Here is a 17,419-nt window from a genome sequence, read left to right as displayed (position 1 = left end):
TTAAAGTATAAATTCAGCACCAAGCTCGCAAAAGCGAGCAAACACCTCTTCGACAATCGCAAAAACTAAATAACCAGATAACCGTTCATAATACTGAAAATGACCATACAAAATCCGGCGCCCAGAATTGTAAAGACAATCCACTCCAGACGGTTAAATATATTCATACTTTGCTCAGTTCTAGCCATGAAGAAAAGCAAAGTACCTGGAGCATATATCAAGGTTGTAAGAAGGAGATACTTCACTCCGGCCGCATAGATAAGTCCGGCGGTGTAGATCAGCGCGAGGAACGACTGTATCGTTTCAGTCCGATTGAGCTCGCCTTTGATCAGCGCGCCATTGCGCTGCAAGTTCGTTTTCACGCCGAATGCCGCGACAAGCAGATACGGCACAAGGATCATGGAGCTTGTCATCGCGACGGCGAGCATGAACGCATAGTTCGAAAACATCGATACGATCAAAAACAACTGGACTATGATGTTCGTCAGCCAGAGCGCATTGGCCGGAACGCCAGACCTGTTTTCCCTGGCCAGAAACTTTGGCATGGTCTTGTTTGTCGCGGCGGAATAGAGGATTTCCGCCGCCAGAAGCACCCAGGCGATATAAGCGCCGGCGACAGATATGACCAGGCCGATACTGACGAAGACCGCTCCCCACGGTCCCGTAGCCGCTGCCAGCACCCCTGCCATTGACGGGTTGCGCAACTGTGCAAGCTCTTCCTTGGGCATGATCCCATAGGAGAGCAGTGTGACGGCCAGCATCAGAGCAAGAACAAACAGAAAGCCGGCAACCGTGGCGGTTCCAACATCGGCGCGCTTTCGAGCGTATCTCGAATAAACGCTCGCACCCTCTATCCCGACAAATACGAAAACGGTGACCAGCATCGTATTTCTGACCTGGCTCGCAAGTGGCCCCAATCCGGCCTCGCTGGCGCCCCAGAAATTCTCACGAAAAGTCTCCCACTCAAACGCCATCAGGACCAGCAGGAGAAACGCGAAGATCGGCAGAAGCTTGGCAATTGTCACAACGGTATTGAGCGCTGCCGCCTGCCGGATACCTCTCAGGATCAGACTGTGAAACACCCACAGCAATACGGACGATGTCGCAACCGCAATCAACGTGTTGCCATCACCAAAGGCTGGAAAAAACAGACCAAGCGTCGATTTTACCAGAATGAAATAAGTCACGTTTCCGAGAAGAGCCGCTGCCCAGTAACCAAGCGCCGAGAGAAAGCCGAGATAATCTCCAAAGCCTTCCTTCGCATACATGAAGATGCCCGCATCCAGGTCCGGGCGCCGCTGCGCCAGGGCTTGGAAAACGAACGCCACCATGAGCATGCCAATTCCGGCGATGGTCCAGGCGATAATCGCACCAAGCGGTCCGGTCGCCTTTCCGAATGCCTGCGGCAGCGAAAATATCCCGGCGCCGACCATTGAGCCGACGACCATGCCCGTCAACGTTGCCAGCGACAGCTTTGCGTCATCTTTTCCGGACATGGTTCATTCCCCCTCGCCTGCCATCGGTTGCCGGAGTTGCGCGTGCCTGCCAAACCAGGACGACTTGATCCTTTCCCGCGTGGTCTGAACAAGGACGTATAGAAGTGGAATGATCAGAATGCCGACCAAAGTGCCGACCAGCAGGCCGCCGAAGATCGAGACGCCGATCGCCTGTCGGCTTGCCGCTCCGGCCCCCGTCGCAAAAACCAGTGGAAGCACGCCGAGAACGGACGCCATCGCCGTCATGAAGACGGGCCGGAAACGCTGGAATGTGGCCAACCGTGCAGCCTCGGTAATCTCGAGGCCCGCCTCCCGCCGGTCCTTGGCAAATTCGACAATCAGAATTGCATTCTTGGCCGCAAGTCCTATCAGGAGAACCAGTCCGATCTGTGCGTAGACATTCAGATCCAGACCCGCAATCAGGAGGCTGCACAGCGCGCCGGCCGCAGCAGCAACTACGGAAAATATGACGGCTAACGGCACCGACCAGCTCTCATACTGGGCGACGAGGAACAGGTAGGTGAAGACAACGCCCATGATGAGCAGCACGGCGGTTTGCGCGCCAGCCTGCCGTTCCTGCAACGCCAGCCCGGTCCATTCGAAACCAAATCCCGCAGGAAGCGCCTCAGCGGCGACATTCTCCATCGCGACAAGCGCTTCTCCCGTGCTCACGCCAGGACCCGGCTGGCCGTTGATCGCGGCAGCGGGAAAAAGATTGTAACGGTTGATCGAGCTTGGGCCGTATATCGTGGAAACAGACGCCACGGCCTGTATCGGCACGAGCGCACCGTTTGAAGACCGCACTCTGAGACGCTGGATGTCCTCGACACGAGAGCGGAATTGACCGTCGTTTTGCAACCGCACCTGAAAGACGCGGGAGGAAAGATTGAAATCATCGATATAGGCAGAACCAAGCTGCGCCTGCGCGGCGCTGAAAATGGCCGCCGGCGATACGCCATATAGTTCCGCCCGGTTTCGGTCGATATCCATGAATAATTGCGGCGAATCCGCCGAGAATGTGCTGAACACCCCAGCAAGATCGGGGCTCTGATTTGCTTTGCCTATGAGGCCGCGCATAACCTGACCAAGCTCGTCCGGCTGCTGCCCATCGCGCGCCTGCAGCCGGAAATCGAAACCGCCCGTGGTGCCCAGTCCAGGTATCGCGGGTGGATTGAAAGCAACGACGGAGGCGTTGGAAAATACGGTAAAATCGCCTCTGAGTTTCCGCAGGATAGCATCGGCGCTTTCGTCCGGGCCACGCTCGCTCCACGGCTTCAAGGCAGCAATCACCATCCCGGCGTTCGACCCGCCTCCTCCAATGAGGCTCATGCCTGAAATGCCGATGACGTTTTCAACGCCGGGCGTGTTGCGCAGAATTGTCTGGACCTGCGCCACGGCCTGTTCCGTCCGCCCGATCGCTGCGGCATTCGGGAGCTGGACATTTGTGAAAAGATAGCCCTGATCCTCCGAAGGGATGAAACCCGTCGGCAGCACGCGCACCAGTGCATAGGTCCCGGCGAAAATCCCAAGGATGACCAGGATCGACACGGCAAAACGCGTCGACAGCGCAAGGAACATCCGGATGTAGAAATCCCTGATCCAGCCCAATGAAGAATTGAACCTTTCAAAGACCTTCGCCCGTTTCGCCGGCGGCGGCTTCAGCAGCATGGCACACAGCGCCGGGCTGAGAGTGAGGGCATTGATCGTCGAAAAGCTGATCGTCACCAATATCGTGACTGCAAACTGCCGATAGAGCTGTCCGGTTATTCCCGGCAGAAAGGATACGGGAACAAACAATGCCGCAAGCACAAGCGTTGTTGCGATGATCGGGCCCGTAACCTGTTCCATTGTCCTGAGCGTCGCGTCGGTAATCGACAGCCCTTCTTCCTGCATGACGCGCTGCGCATTTTCCGCCACGATGATCGCGTCATCCACGACAAGGCTGATCGCCAGAACCATTGCGAACAATGTGATCGTGTTTGCAGAGTAGCCAATGAAATAAAGAACGGTAAAAGCGCCGATCAACGAAACCGGAATCGTGAGCGTCGGGAGGATTGTGGCCCGCCAATCCTGCAGGAAGACATAGACAACCGCGACCACCAGAACGAATGTTATGGCAAGGGTTATGATGATTTCCTGAATCGTCGCATTGAGAAAGCTCGTTGTGTCGAAGACAACGGTATAAGCGATGTCTTCAGGGAACTGCTGCTGCAAGCGCTCCAGTTCGGCTCTTGCGGCCTGAGATACCGACAAGGCATTTGCATCGGCCGATTGATAAAGAACAATCGTCGCGCTCGGCCTTCCGTTGAAAGTCGACACGGTGTCATAGGACTGAGCGCCAAGCTCGACCCTCGCCACGTCACGCAATCTCACGATCGCCCCGTCGCTGTTGGTGCGGACAACGATGTTGCCGAATTCCGAGGGATCGCTCAGCCTGCCCTTTGCAAGTATGGTGAGCTGTAATTGTTGTCCGTCCGAGATCGGCGGCGAGCCAATCTGGCCAGCGGACGCCTGGGCGTTCTGGGCCTGGATTGCGGCACCAAGATCAGCCGCGGTGACACCCAGCGCCTCCATGCGATCGGGGTTCATCCAGATGCGCATGCTGTAGGCGGGACCAAAGACGCCGGCATCGCCAACACCCGAAATGCGGGCCAACGCATCTCTGATGTTGATCGAGGCGTAATTGCTGACAAAGAGCGCATCCTTCGTGCCCTTCGGCGAATAAACCGCGACCCCCATCAACATGCTTGACGATCGGCTTCTGACCGTAACGCCCGTCTGCGAAACCACTGCCGGCAAACGCGGCGTGGCCGTCGCCACCCTGTTTTGCACGTTGATCTGCGCAATTTCGGGATCCGTCCCGACGGCAAATGTAACGGTGAGCGAATAGGTGCCGTTGTTGGTGCTGGATGAAGACATGTAGAGCATGCCTTCAACACCATTCACCTGCTCCTCGATCAGAGCCCCCACGCTTTCCGCCATGACATTGGCGTTGGCGCCGGGATAACTCGCAGAAACCTGTATTTCGGGAGGTGTGATCGGCGGAAATTGCGTGACCGGGATCTGCGTCATCGCAAGGGCGCCGGCAATCACCATGACGATCGCGATAACCATCGCAAAGCGGGGAAGCCGGATGAAGCTTCCGGGGCCTATCATGGTTTCGTTCCCGCGCCGCCGGTATCCCCGGGCATCACTTTGAGCGGCATACCCTCGGCAACACTCTGGAGGTTTCCCGTAATAAGCCGCTCGCCACCGGCGAGACCTTCCTCCACGATCCAGTTGCCGGATATTTCGTTATCAGCCTTGATGCGGCGCAATTCTGCACGATCGCCTGCACCGGCGACGAGCACATATTTCCCCTCTTGATCCTGCTGTACGACCTCCTGCGGAACCACCGGTTTCATCACGGGCGCTCCCTCAGTCACGACAACAGTCACGAACTGGTTGGGCACGAGCAAAGCATCCGGGTTGGCAAACAACGCCCGTACGGCCAGCGTCCCGGTCTGCATATCAACCTGATTGTCGAGGAACTCGATCTCGCCCGTCTGAATGTAAATCTGGCCATTGGACAAACGCAGGCTGGTCTTGAAGTGCCTCGCAAGCTCTTCCTTGGAAACTCCGCCGGCGGCGGCGCGCAGGTCGAGGATAGAGCGATCACTTATCGAAAAAACCACCCGAATTGGATCCATCTGGACCACGCGAGCAAGCACAGTCGTGGCGTTGGCCACAAAGCCGCCAACGGAAACGTGCGAGACACCTATCCTCCCCTGGATCGGCGAGGAAATTTTTGTGTAGCTGAGGTTCAGCCTGGCTTGGCTGACCTTCACATCGGCAGAACGAAGACTGGCGGCTGCGGAATCGCGTGCGGCCTGACTTTGCTCGAGAACCGCCTGGGAAACGCTGCCTCTGGCGAGTGAAAGGTTCCGGCTGAGGCTTTGTTCGGCGTTCACGAGGCTGGATTGCGCGGCGTCACGCGTAGCCTGCGCATCGTCCAGCGCCAGCTGATAGCCGTCCTGCTCGATTACATACAAGGGCTGGCCAATAGTGACCATCTGCCCTTCCTGAAACGTTCGTTGCTGGATAAATCCCGGCACCCTCGCGAGGATGTCCACCGAATTCGCCGCCTCTACCCGGCCAACGAATTCGTATTTCGGAGAGACATTCATCAATAGTACTGGAACAACCTCTACGCTCTGAAGTGGCTGCGCGTTGAGATCGAAAGAAACCGCCGAGAATAACAGGGCTGCACACAGCCATCTCAATCTTGGGATAGTGATGAAGTTACATTGGCGCATTCAACTCACACTCCATCTTTAGCTGACAGGAAACTGCCGACTATCGATCTTGGCTACAGAGTTATTGCGGTAAGCCGCAGATGCACGTTTAAAACTAAAGAATGCAGGTACTTAGAACTGCATCCACTCACAATTTCATCTACCGGATACTAGCTGTAACGCAAAAAAAATATGACACAACTACAAGAAGTAGTGAGTTAGTCGTCTCCCGCAGAAGAACGGTTGACGTCGCTGGTCTCCGCAACATGGCGCGACGAACCGTGTGTCGTCGCGATGATCTTCATGGCAGCCGCGAGGAGAAGGATGGAAACCGGTAACACCAATGCATTCCAATCGGGCATCTCCTCCAATTCCGCGACCAGCGTCACGAAATGCACGACGAGATAGAGAATGATCATCTGAAAGAAGAGATTCTTGAGTTCGGCGACGCCTTCTATCAGCATCCAGGGAGGGAGTTGCGCTCTCCAGTTTGCGGTTGAACTGACAACGAAACCGACCGTAATTGCACAGCCGAAAATCACAAGAACAACAGCGAAGAGCAATTTGTCGACGCCCTGCAACACCGCTGCGACAATTACCTGATCGGGGTTCGTCCGAACCTGGACGAAGGCTTTGCCGATGGCCGACAAACCTTCCCAGAACATAAGCGACGAGGCTGCAATCACGCCGACAGACGCAAGGGCCATGACGTATCGAAGGCTTAGCAGAAGTGTCAACATGCCCCATCTCCCCGCAAGTGCGCCGGACTTCCAACTTCCTGCATGCTTTTGCAGACACTGTGCCTCAACTATGATCGGCACTGCAAGAATGCTGCAGCACCCAATATAATTCATGAAATCTTGGGGTCGACTTCATCAGTTTCATAAGTGTTTCTATGCTGGACGCATTCGGAAAATCTGGAGTTTAGACTTGTAGCGCGTGTAAAAATCGGCGGGTGGCGCACTTGATCAATGACCTCATCCCTTGGCTCCATGACACGTTATCCATTTCGGTTCGCTTGATTGCGGCCGTCGTATTCGGAACGATAATCGGCCTCGAGCGACAATGGCGACAAGGCATGACCGGGCTGACGACGCATGCGCTTGTCGCCTTTGGCGCCGCAGCCTATTGCGCGCTGCCTGCAATACTCAACGTCAACGAAGACATCAGAATGGGTGGCCAGGTCGTCACGGGAATAGGTTTTCTTGGCGCCGGCTTGATCATGCGCGACGGCCATAACATCCGTGGGCTCAGCACGTCAGCAACTGTCTGGGCGACCGGAGCGATCGGCGTTTTGGCCGGCTACGGAGAACTGTTCGAAGCGGCCGAAGCCACGCTCCTGATCTTGCTGATCAACATAACGTCTCCCAAATTGGTCCGGCTGGTTGCAAGGGTCGTTCCGCATGGTCCAATCACCGCACAACAACATACGATCGAGGTTCGCACGGCCGCCGAAAACGAAGCCGAGGTCCGGGCGTGCCTGATGGCGCAGATCGGAGATCACCAGCTATCGGTCAAATCGCTTGCACGGCGCAGTAACTCGCTTGATCAGACGATTACCATCGAGATCGTTATTTCAGGCGAAGTGATCGATACCGAAGTCGTCAGCGCGCTTGTTCAATCACTCAGTCTTTCCCCAACAGTCCTCTATTGCGCTTACAGATAATGCATTCAATCCGCATGTGGAGAGAACCTACCGCAACTGCGGCGTCGGTTGGATGCCTTCAAACCGTTGGCATGGCCCTCACTGGCCTCGAAAACGGCATCCGTTGCATACCGCCAGTCATTGCGCTATTTTGGCCCCGTCGGAAAAGGCAGACTTGGTTTGGTAAGCCCAAGTCCTTCTGGTAACGGAAGCTCTGGTCTTTGGCCTCTGGTCGGAGATCCCCGCGACGAACGAAGGATGCATTGTGCATCCATCTGTTCGTCCGTGTGGGTCTCGGGTTGGAGAAACGCTCCGGTCGAACATCGACTGAAGGAGTCCGACCGTGCATATACCCTCTATTTGTTTTCATGACGTCCTGATCGTCGGCGCTGGCCCGGTCGGCCTGTTTCTCGCCTGCGAGTTAAGGCAGGCCGGTTGCTCGGTGCTGGTTCTCGAAGCATCGCCATATCCGGATTCACCCCTGAAACGGCCTCCCTTCGGCCTGCGCGGCCTGACGGTGCCGACGATCGAAAGCCTTGATCGACGCGGTCTGCTCGAGGCGATCAAAGAGCGGGAGGCAGGCCGTGACACACCTGGGACGGCGCACTGGATGAAAGGGCAGCGGCGGCCCGCCGGGCATTTCGCGGGCATCCAGTTTTTTCACGACCAGATCGACGCGCAACGCTGGCCTTATCGCCTTGCCGGTTCGGCTAGCAACCTTGCCACCGATATGGCGGGTATAGAGACCGTTCTGGCGGCGCGGGCCGAAGCTCTGGGCGTCGAGATACGGCGTGGGTTTGCCGTGGAAGGCTTCAAGCAATCCGAGGAGGATATCGCCGTTCAGGCGGGCGGCGCGGTGTTTCGGGGCCGCTGGCTTGTCGGCGCCGATGGCGCTCGCAGCATAGTGCGTAAGGTGGCAGGGATCGCTTTTGCCGGCACTGAACCCGAATTCACCGGCTATTCCGCGCAGGTCGAACTGGCCGATGCCGGGGCGCTGAAGCCCGGCCGCCACTATACCACTGCTGGCATGTACATGTTCACGCCAACAGGTACGATCGCCATGGCCGATTTCGACGGTGGCGCCTTTCATCGTTCCGCACCGATCACGCGTGAACATGTCGAAGCGGTGCTGCGCAGGGTCTCGGGCACGGATGTTTCGGTAACAAGGCTTGATCTGGCCACCACATGGACCGACCGCGCCTTCATGGCGGTGGAATATCGCCGGAAACGCGTGCTGCTGGCGGGCGATGCCGCCCACATTCACTCGCCACTGGGCGGCCAGGGGCTCAATCTCGGCCTTGGTGACGCGATGAACCTTGGCTGGAAACTCGCTGCGGTCATCCGCGGCGACGCATCGCCGGACCTGCTCGACAGCTATGCCAGCGAGCGCCAACCCATAGCCTCGCAGGTTCTGGACTGGTCGCGTGCGCAGGTGGCGCTGATGCGGCCCAGCCGAAGCTCGCGGGCGCTGGAAGGCATCATCCGCGATCTCGCCGCCACGCGCGATGGCGCAACCTATTTCGCCGAGCGCGTCTGGGGCATCGGTATCCGCTACGATCTTGGCTCTCCCCAAGCCCTTGTCGGCCGCAGCGCGCCGGATTTCGCGCTCCTTGACGGCACAAGACTGAATGAGCACCTGCGGAGCTGCCATGCGGTGCTACTCGATTTCGATGCGCGCCCAATGCTCGGCAATGTCGCGGAACGCTGGTCTGATCGGCTAGACTACGTTGCGGTGGATGCCGAAGATCGAATGGGACTGAGTGCCTTGCTGGTACGCCCCGATGGCATTGTCGCATGGGCCTGTGACGCCACCCCCGACGAGGCGGAACTTGAAGAGAGTATCGTTCGCTGGCTGGGCGTCTCGGTTCTGGAACTGGAGCGCCCCGATTGTGGATAGGACGGCGTGATGGGATCAAGCGGATTTTGAGATCAGCGAGCGAAACCGTTCGGTCATTTCGGGATTGGCGGGATTATAGACCATCATGTTGAGATCCGAGCGTCCCTCCACCGCAAAGCTTGAAAACTCCAGTTCGATCGTTCCGAGAACCGGGTGGTGGAGGCGCTTGAGGCCCTCATGCATGCTTGTGACCTCATTGTCATCCCACATGGCCTTGAATTCGGGGCTGGCGGCAGAGAGCTCATCGACCAGTTGCTGGATGCCGGCCCCCGCGCCGGCGCGCGCAGCATCCGCCCGGAACGCGCCGACGACATAGCGGGCGACATTGCGCCAGTCCTCCTGGGCGGTGCGCACCCGTTCATCGGAGAAGATCAGACGCAGAATGTTGCGGTTCTCCCTCCCCAGTTTGCTGTAATCCGTCAGGATGAGGGCGGCGGCCCGGTTCCATGCCAGAACATCCCATGTCGCCGTCCTGATGATGGCGGGGCTGAAGGGCATGGCGTCTAGCACGCCCTGTAGCCGGGGCGTTATGGTCTCGGGTTGACGGTAACGCTGCTCGGGCGGATGTCCGAAGGCCAGTATATGCAGGTGATCGCGCTCGGGATCGGTCAGCATCAATCCCTTGGCGATGCGATCCAGCACATCCGCCGAGGGCGAACCGCCACGACCCTGTTCCAGCCAGGTATACCAGGTCGGACTTATGTTGGCGCGCTGGGCAACCTCTTCCCGGCGCAGGCCCGGTGTGCGGCGGCGGCCGATGGGAAAACCGAAGGTTCCGGGATCAAGCCGCAGGCGACGATCGCGCAGGAAGGTGCTGAGTGCATTGTCCGTCATTGCATTTCCCCGCCGCAGCCTGTTGAGAATTATACCATGATAAGGTCACTACTTTAACAGGACAATTCTTCATGAGATCACCTCTCCCGTCAACGCGGGAGATTTATATGCGTGTTTTTCTGACAGGTGCCACCGGGTTCATCGGCTCCCGGATTCTTCGCGAACTGCTGGCGAGTGGCCATGAGGTGATCGGTCTCACCCGCTCGGAGGCCGGCGCAAGAGCGCTGCAGGCCGCAGGCGCTTCCGCCCATATCGCCACGCTGGAAGATGCAGCAGGGCTTGCCGCGGGTGCGGAAACTGCCGATGCCGTCATCCATACGGCTTTCGATCATGATTTTGCGAATTTTGCCGCCAATTGCGAAAAGGATCGCCGGGTGATCGCGGCGCTGGGCTCTGTATTGGCTGGCTCCGAACGGCCGATGCTCATCACCTCAGGGGTTGGCATGGGTGATCCCGGCAATGGCGAACCTGCACGGGAGAATGTGTTCGACACGCATCATTTCAACCCGCGCATCGCCTCCGAACTGGCGGGCCAGGAGCTATTGCAGGCGGGCGTCAATCTCGGCGTCATCAGGCTTCCGCAGGTGCATGACACGGTGAAGCAGGGTCTTATCTCGCCCTATATCGAGATGTCGCGCGACAAAGGCGTCGTCGCTTATGTCGAAGACGGTGGCAATCGCTGGTCCGCCGGTCATGTGGACGATGTGGCAAAGCTATACGTGATGGCGCTCGTTCGGGGTGAACGGGGTGCTCGATATAATGCCGTGGCGGAAGAAGGCGTTGTCGTGCGCGATATTGCCGGGATCGTTGCCGAGGGGCTGGGGCTGCCACTCGTTTCCATAGGCAAAGATGAGGCCGCCGGCCATTTCGGCTGGTTTGCCCTGTTCGCTTCGATGGATCTCAGGGCCTCCAGCGCCCTGACACGGAAGAAGCTCGGCTGGGAGCCGAAAGGGCCGAACCTGCTCGATGATCTCAGAGCCATGGACTACTAATCTGGAGGCAGGCGTCCGCTGAGGCGGACGCCTGCCTCCAGCATCAGTTGCGGCGCAGACGGGCCACGACGACGTAAAAGACGGGAACGAAGAGCACCGCCAGCACGGTCGCCGAAATCATGCCGCCGAAAAGGCCGGTGCCGATGGCGTTCTGCGTCTCCGAACTCGCGCCCTTGGCGATGACAAGCGGCACGATGCCGAGCGTGAAGGCGAGCGATGTCATCACGATCGGCCGCAGACGCAGGCGTGATGCCGCAATGACGGCATCAGTAAGCGTCTGCCCCTCCTGCTGGCGTTTTCGGGCAAATTCCACGATCAGCACGGCATTTTTTGCCGAAAGCCCGATGAGCGTGATCAGGCCGACCTTGAAGAACACGTCGTTCTCCAGCCCGCGCAGATGCACCGCAATGACAGCGCCGATAATGCCGAGCGGCACGACGAGCATGACGGAAAGCGGCACCGTCCAGCTTTCGTAAAGTGCTGCAAGAACAAGGAAAACGATGAGGAACGAAAACGCCATCAGCATGGGCGCCTGCGCACCGGACTGGCGTTCCTGCAACGATTGACCGGTCCACTCAACCGCAAAGCCCTTGGGCAATTTGGCTGCGAGCCGTTCCATTTCTTCCATCGCCTTACCGCTGGATACGCCCAATGCGGCGGAGCCGGAAATGCTGGTCGAGGGATAGCCGTTATAGCGGGTGAACTGCAGCGGCATTGTCGACCATTGCGGCGTGACGATTTCCGAAAGGCGAACCATCTTGCCGGCATCGTTGCGGACGTGGAGGTTGAGCACGTCATCCACCTGCATGCGGCTTGCGGCCCTGGCCTGCACGATCACCTGCTGCAGGCGTCCATCGCGCGGGAAATCATTGACATAGGTCGAACCAATGGCCCCGCCGAGCGTATCGGCGATGGTCGAATAGGACACGCCGAGCGCGCTCGCTTTCTGCCGGTCCACGTTCACGGTGACGCTCGGGCCGCTGGGAAGACCATCGATGCGGACATCGGTCACGAGCTTGCTCTCCGCCGCAAGCCGGGTCAGTTGGGCCGCAGCCTCGCCGAGCGCATTCGCCCCGTGGTTGGCGCGGTCCTGCAGCCGCAACGCAAAGCCCGATGTCGTGCCGAGCTCATCGATTGCGGGCGGCTTGAGGCTGAATATCTGCCCCTCGTCGGCGGCCGCCATCGCGCTCGTCGCAGCGCCGACTTCGTCGTCCACGCCTGTCTTGCGCTCGCCCCATTCCTTGAGCGTGGTGAAGGACATCGCCGTGTTCGGGCCTGAGCCCGAGAAACCAAAACCCATCACCGTCAGATTATTGGCGATGTCAGGCCGGGTCTTGACGTGATTTTCGAAGAGGTCGACGACGACGCGGGTGCGCTCGGCCGTGGCCTCCGCCGGCAGGGTGAAGGATGTCATGAAGGAACCCTGGTCCTCATCCGGCACAAAGGCCGTCGAGAGCGTGCCATATCCATAGGCAACCGCGCCGATGATAGCGAGGTAAACCACCATGGTACGCCCGATCTTGCGCACAAGGATGGCGACCCAGCCGGCATAACGCGCGGTCAGGCGCTCAAAGGCGCGGTTGAACCAGCCGAAGAAACCTTTCTTCTGATGGTGATCGTGACCGACCGGCTTCAGCAGGGTCGCGCACAGAGCGGGCGTGAGGCTGAGGGCCAGAAATGCCGAGAACAGGATCGATACGGCCATAGAGACGGTAAATTGCCGGTAGATCGCTCCAACCGAACCGGAGGCCATGCCCATCGGCAGGAAGACGGCGGTCAGGACCAGCGTGATGCCGATGACCGCGCCGGATATTTCCGTCATCGCCTTGCGCGTCGCTTCAAGCGGCGACAGGCCCTCCTGAGCCATCAGGCGCTCGACATTTTCAACGACCACGATGGCGTCATCGACAATGATGCCGATTGCCAGAACCATGCCGAACATGGTCAGGGCATTGATCGAATAGCCGATCGCCAGCATGACCGCGAATGTGCCGAGAAGCGCGATCGGCGCAACGATGGCGGGAATAAGCGTGTAACGCAGGTTCTGGAGAAACAGCAGCATGATCAGGAAAACCAGGACCATGGCCTCGGCGAGCGTCTGGACTACCTTCTCTATCGAAACCTTCACGAAGGGTGCCGTATCATAGGAGATGGCGAACTCCATTTCCTCCGGCATGGTCGTGGAAAGCTCCGCCAGACGCTCCCTCACACCGGTCGAGGTGCTCACCGCATTGGCGCCGGGCGTCATCTGAATGGCAGCGGCCGTCGCAGGTTTGCCGCCATCGAGGATGGAGAAGCTCGATGTCTGTGATCCGACTTCGATTGTCGCTACGTCTCCCAGTGTCAGCCTGGAGCCGTCTGGGTTAGAACGCAGAATGATCTGCGCGAATTCATCGGGCGTCTGCAATTGACCGCTTACGCTGAGCGGCACGCTGACCTTCTGGCCCGGCACGGTTGGCGTTTCACCCAGACGGCCGGGGGCGACCTGAATATTCTGCGACTGTATGGCCTGTGTCGCCTCGGCCATCGAGATGGAATGGGCCACAAGGCGGACGGGATCGAGCCAGATACGCATCGCCGCTTCGGACCCGAAGGATTGCACGCGACCGACACCGCCGACACGTTTCAGTTCCGGCGCAATGTTGCGGACGAGATAATCATCGAGAGCGAGAGCGTCGAGCGAGCCGTCCCTCGATTTCAGCGAAACGATCATCAGAAATCCTGACGATGCCGATTCCACCGTCAGTCCGGCGCGGCGGACCTGTTCCGGCAGGCGCGGTTCCACGGCCTTCAGCCGGTTTTGAACATCCACCTGCGCAAGCTCGGGATTGGTGCCCGGCTTGAAGGTGACGGTAATGGTGGCCGAACCCGAGGAGTCGGCGGATGAATCGAAATAGAGGATGTTTTTCGCGCTCGAAAGTTCGCGTTCGATCAGGCTCGTCACGCTGTCATTGATCGTCTGCGGCGTGGCGCCGGTATAGGTGGCGTAGATCGAAACGCTGGGCGGAGCGATGACGGGAAACCGTGAGACGGGCAGTTGCGGGATGGACATCACCCCCGCGATCACGATCAGAATGGCGATGACCCAGGCGAAAACAGGCCTGTTGATGAAAAACTGCGGCATGATCTGTCCGCTCCTTAGGTTCGGGTCTCTGGGGCGGCAGGGGAAAAGGGCGAGATTTCGAGCGGCTGTCCGCCCTGGACGCGATCCTGCCCCAGAACGACGATGGTTTCTCCGGCGGCAAGGCCTCCCGTGACGATGTATCGACCGTCGGCCAGCGGCCCCAGTTCCACCGCGCGGCGCGCACCGGTCTTGTCTGCGCCGACAACAACGATCTGCGGCCGTCCGGCCGGATCGCGGATGATTGCTTCCTGCGGCACGCGGATCGCAGCGCCGTATATGGCGCGCGGAACCATCGCGCGGATATACATGCCCGGAAGCAGCTGTTCCTCCGGGTTTGGAACGAGGATGCGAATGCCGAGGCTGCCCGTGGCGCTGTCGACGGAGATGTCGGAGAACAGGACCTTTCCATCGTGGCCGAACGGCTTGCCGGCGATGGTGATGATCTTCACCGGCAACTCGTCCGGATTTTCGGTGCCCGCCCCGGAAGCCGTGTCACGCAGGGCCTCCAGGCTCATCGCTGACTGGCGAACATCCACATAGACCTGATCGATCTGCTGAATGACCGCCAATGGTGCAGTTGCCGAGGATGAGGCAAGTCCGCCTTCGCTCATGAAGGACTGGCCAATGACCCCGCTGATCGGGCTGCGCAGCGTCGCATAGGAAAGCTCCAGCTTTCGCCGGGCGAGAATGGCGCCCGCTTCCGCGACATTCGCCTTCGCCTGCGCAAGGGCGGCGGTGGCGTTATTGAAGGATTCCGCACTGGTGATCTCGCGCGAAGACAGCGATCTGGCGCGCTCGTATTTAACCTGTGCGTTCAGAAGTTCCGCCTCCGCCCGCGCCAGCACGGCGGTTGCAGCGTCTACATCGGCTGAAAAAGGTGCGGGATCGATCTGGAAAAGCGGTGTGCCGGCTTCCACGAAGGCACCTTCCGTGAAGAGCTTCTTCTGGATGATGCCACTCACCTGCGCCCGGATCTCCGCCGTGCGGTAGGCCGACACCCTGCCGGGCAGTTCGTCGTAGACCGTCACGGGTTCCGGCTGAACGGTCATGACGCTGACGCGTGCGGGCGGCGTCGTTTCGGCGGCACCACCGGCACCCGTTCCGTTATCGCTGCAGGCACAGAGAAGAAAGATCGGCAGGCACAGCGCGCCAAGTTTCCAGAAGTATGATCCGCGTCGCATGAGTATCCACCATCCATTTTAAACAACGAGCTCGATGGCGGCTATCTAGGCTCTGTGCATTTGCGCTTTGTGGAGGTTTTGTTGCGGCTTTGTGGAGGCCGGCACCCAATACTCGACGGCGTGGCCGTTCGGTGGCATGGATGTATCAAGGAGTTTGAAGACGATGGCAGAACTAGTTTTGATCGCTGAAGACGACATGAAGATCGCCGGCATTCTCGAAGCCTATTTTACCCGCGAAGGTTTCCGCACCGTGCATGCCCGTGACGGCAAGGTGGCGCTGGAACTTCATCGCGCCCTGAAACCAGATATCGTGCTGGCGGATGTCTCCATGCCGCGGCTGGATGGCTGGGAGGTTCTGGCGGAGATACAAAGGCGCGGCCATACGCCCGTCATCATGGTCACAGCACTGGACAAGGATGTTGATCGTCTTCAGGGGCTGCGCATCGGGGCGGATGACTACATCGTCAAGCCGTTCAATCCCATCGAAGTTGTCGCACGGGCAAAGGCGGTGCTGCGGCGCGCGGGGCTCAGGCAGGCGGGCGCCGTCGTTCGGGTCGGCAACCTGACCATCGATCTCGACAGCTACGAGGCAAAGATCGAAAAAGACGATGCCACCATTCGCCTGTCGCTGACATTGACCGAATTCAGGCTGCTGGCGCATCTTGCGCGCACGCCGACCAAGGCCTTTACACGCGGCGAGCTGGTCGATGCCTGCCTGCCCGGTTCGGATGCGCTGGACCGCACGATAGACAGCCACTTGAGCAAACTGCGCAAGAAACTCGAGCAGGCCGGTGGCGAAGGCATGCTGGCCAGCATTCGAGGTGTCGGTTATCGTCTGGCGGTCGAGCCATGATGCTGAAAAAAGGCCTCAGCCGCCAAATATTGCTGGCCATGTCATCAATGACGGTGATTGCCGGCCTGGTGGTCTTTTTCGGCACCTACATCGCCTTCAGCATCATCTTCTATTTTTATCCCTGGTCTGAAAGCGAGGACAACTGGCTGACGGGCGTTGATTTCATCATCCTCTCCGCCCTGATCTTCATCGCCCTCATCGTTGCCGCCATCGCCTCCGTCCGCTTGACCCGGCGCATTCTGCAGCCGCTCGAATCCCTCGCCCACAGCGCGAGACGCATCAAGGACGGCGATCTTTCGGCGCGCGCCCTGCCGGGTGATCATTCTTTGGGAGAGACAGCCCATCTCGTCGAGGACTTCAACGCCATGGCCCAGCGTCTGGAGGATATGGCGGCGGATATGAAGCTCTGGAATGCAACCATTGCCCACGAGTTGCGCACGCCGCTCACTATCCTCAAAGGTCAACTGCGCGGCATGATCGACGGTGTGTTCGAACCGGATGAGACGTCGCTTCAGGGTCTCGTGCTGCAGGTGGATTCCCTTGCCCGGCTTGTCGAGGATCTGCGCACCGTCACACTTGCCGATAGCGGCCATCTCGAGCTGCGTATCGAACCCGTGCGGCTGAAGGAAGAAATAGAGCAGCTTGCCGCCGTGCTGGAACAGGAATTGAGGCAGGAAGGTTTCGAGCTTCGGCTTCACCTCTCCGATATGGTGGTGCGGGCCGATACCATGCGCATTCGACAGGCCCTCCTTGCGCTCATCACCAATGCGCGCCGTTACGCCCTGGGCGGCGCGATCGACATAAGCCTTGGCGTTGAAAACCGTGTCACGGTCTTGCGGGTCACGGACGAAGGGCCCGGGCTTGACGGTGATATCGCTCCTTGCGCCTTCGAACCGTTTCGAAGGGGTAGCCAGACCGGCTTGACGGAAGAGAGCGGCAACGGGCTCGGCCTTTCCGTCGTTCGCGCAATCGTGGAGGCTCACGGCGGCAAGATACGTTATGCGCCATCTGAAAAAGGCGGCGCCATGTTCGAAATTTCGCTCGGTCAGCCAGTGTCCTGACCGCAACCAGCGCCCGCTGCCGGTTGCCGCCCATCTCCACACATTCTCCACACTTCCTCCAT

12 protein-coding genes are annotated in these 17,419 nt (G+C 59.0%); 5 read left to right on the top strand and 7 right to left on the bottom strand.

Annotated features, from left to right (window positions below; translation table 11 throughout):
• Positions 1–65: 65 nt before the first annotated feature.
• From V6R85_RS21045 to V6R85_RS21030, 4 genes are all read right to left on the bottom strand, one after another.
• Positions 66–1,496, bottom strand: coding sequence for a basic amino acid/polyamine antiporter (locus tag V6R85_RS21045; protein ID WP_149622507.1), 1,431 nt, complete (start codon positions 1,494–1,496; stop codon positions 66–68).
• A gap of 3 nt (positions 1,497–1,499) precedes the next feature.
• Positions 1,500–4,652, bottom strand: coding sequence for an efflux RND transporter permease subunit (locus tag V6R85_RS21040; RefSeq protein ID WP_112958776.1), 3,153 nt, complete (start codon positions 4,650–4,652; stop codon positions 1,500–1,502).
• Positions 4,649–5,791 (bottom strand): efflux RND transporter periplasmic adaptor subunit, encoded by a 1,143-nt coding sequence (locus V6R85_RS21035; protein ID WP_060723470.1) that lies wholly within the window; start codon positions 5,789–5,791, stop codon positions 4,649–4,651. Before V6R85_RS21035 ends, V6R85_RS21040 begins: the two co-directional genes overlap by 4 nt.
• 197 nt (positions 5,792–5,988) lie before the next feature.
• Entirely contained in the window at positions 5,989–6,510 is a 522-nt protein-coding gene (locus V6R85_RS21030; protein WP_003508248.1) for a YqhA family protein, read from the bottom strand.
• 224 nt (positions 6,511–6,734) lie between these two features.
• Here V6R85_RS21030 and V6R85_RS21025 point away from each other — a divergent pair, with 224 nt between their 5' ends.
• Both V6R85_RS21025 and V6R85_RS21020 read left to right on the top strand, forming a co-directional pair.
• Entirely contained in the window at positions 6,735–7,436 is a 702-nt protein-coding gene (locus V6R85_RS21025; protein WP_236760043.1) for an MgtC/SapB family protein, read from the top strand.
• Positions 7,437–7,758: 322 nt separating this feature from the next.
• Positions 7,759–9,312: an FAD-dependent monooxygenase gene (locus V6R85_RS21020; RefSeq protein WP_112958775.1), complete on the top strand. Its 1,554-nt coding sequence runs from the start codon at positions 7,759–7,761 to the stop codon at positions 9,310–9,312.
• A gap of 15 nt (positions 9,313–9,327) precedes the next feature.
• Here the strand turns inward: V6R85_RS21020 and V6R85_RS21015 are convergent, their stop codons facing one another.
• A complete protein-coding gene (locus tag V6R85_RS21015; protein WP_112488830.1) occupies positions 9,328–10,146 on the bottom strand; it encodes a helix-turn-helix transcriptional regulator in 819 nt (272 codons plus the stop codon).
• A gap of 107 nt (positions 10,147–10,253) precedes the next feature.
• Between V6R85_RS21015 and V6R85_RS21010 the strand changes: the two genes are divergently transcribed.
• Positions 10,254–11,138 (top strand): SDR family oxidoreductase, encoded by an 885-nt coding sequence (locus V6R85_RS21010; protein WP_111794088.1) that lies wholly within the window; start codon positions 10,254–10,256, stop codon positions 11,136–11,138.
• Between the two features lie 43 nt (positions 11,139–11,181).
• Here V6R85_RS21010 and V6R85_RS21005 read toward each other — a convergent pair whose 3' ends face one another.
• Together V6R85_RS21005 and V6R85_RS21000 are read right to left on the bottom strand one after the other, a co-directional pair.
• Positions 11,182–14,262 carry a multidrug efflux RND transporter permease subunit gene (locus V6R85_RS21005; RefSeq protein WP_174055154.1) on the bottom strand — a complete coding sequence of 1,027 codons (3,081 nt, stop codon included), beginning with the start codon at positions 14,260–14,262 and terminating at the stop codon, positions 11,182–11,184.
• Positions 14,263–14,276: 14 nt separating this feature from the next.
• Entirely contained in the window at positions 14,277–15,443 is a 1,167-nt protein-coding gene (locus V6R85_RS21000) for an efflux RND transporter periplasmic adaptor subunit (protein WP_087745456.1), read from the bottom strand.
• A 163-nt stretch (positions 15,444–15,606) separates the two neighbouring features.
• On the opposite strand from V6R85_RS21000, the gene V6R85_RS20995 reads away from it, so the two are divergent.
• Positions 15,607–16,296, top strand: coding sequence for a response regulator (locus V6R85_RS20995; protein WP_003508238.1), 690 nt, complete (start codon positions 15,607–15,609; stop codon positions 16,294–16,296).
• Positions 16,293–17,357: an ATP-binding protein gene (locus tag V6R85_RS20990; protein WP_060723477.1), complete on the top strand. Its 1,065-nt coding sequence runs from the start codon at positions 16,293–16,295 to the stop codon at positions 17,355–17,357. Before V6R85_RS20995 ends, V6R85_RS20990 begins: the two co-directional genes overlap by 4 nt.
• Positions 17,358–17,419 lie beyond the last annotated feature (62 nt).

This window comes from Agrobacterium sp. CCNWLW32 (assembly GCF_037083425.1).
Taxonomy (GTDB): domain Bacteria; phylum Pseudomonadota; class Alphaproteobacteria; order Rhizobiales; family Rhizobiaceae; genus Agrobacterium; species Agrobacterium radiobacter.
This window is presented reverse-complemented; position numbering and strand designations above follow the sequence as displayed.

Excerpts from the sequence above, each read along its gene's own strand:
- V6R85_RS21030 (WP_003508248.1), bottom strand. The coding sequence starts at position 6,510 with ATGTTGACACTTCTGCTAAGCCTTCGATACGTCATGGCCCTTGCGTCT.
- V6R85_RS21015 (WP_112488830.1), bottom strand. The coding sequence starts at position 10,146 with ATGACGGACAATGCACTCAGCACCTTCCTGCGCGATCGTCGCCTGCGG.
- V6R85_RS21035 (WP_060723470.1), bottom strand. The coding sequence starts at position 5,791 with ATGCGCCAATGTAACTTCATCACTATCCCAAGATTGAGATGGCTGTGT.
- V6R85_RS20990 (WP_060723477.1), top strand. The coding sequence starts at position 16,293 with ATGATGCTGAAAAAAGGCCTCAGCCGCCAAATATTGCTGGCCATGTCA.
- V6R85_RS21010 (WP_111794088.1), top strand. The coding sequence starts at position 10,254 with ATGCGTGTTTTTCTGACAGGTGCCACCGGGTTCATCGGCTCCCGGATT.
- V6R85_RS20995 (WP_003508238.1), top strand. The coding sequence starts at position 15,607 with ATGGCAGAACTAGTTTTGATCGCTGAAGACGACATGAAGATCGCCGGC.
- V6R85_RS21040 (WP_112958776.1), bottom strand. The coding sequence starts at position 4,652 with ATGATAGGCCCCGGAAGCTTCATCCGGCTTCCCCGCTTTGCGATGGTT.
- V6R85_RS21005 (WP_174055154.1), bottom strand. The coding sequence starts at position 14,262 with ATGCCGCAGTTTTTCATCAACAGGCCTGTTTTCGCCTGGGTCATCGCC.
- V6R85_RS21045 (WP_149622507.1), bottom strand. The coding sequence starts at position 1,496 with ATGTCCGGAAAAGATGACGCAAAGCTGTCGCTGGCAACGTTGACGGGC.
- V6R85_RS21000 (WP_087745456.1), bottom strand. The coding sequence starts at position 15,443 with ATGCGACGCGGATCATACTTCTGGAAACTTGGCGCGCTGTGCCTGCCG.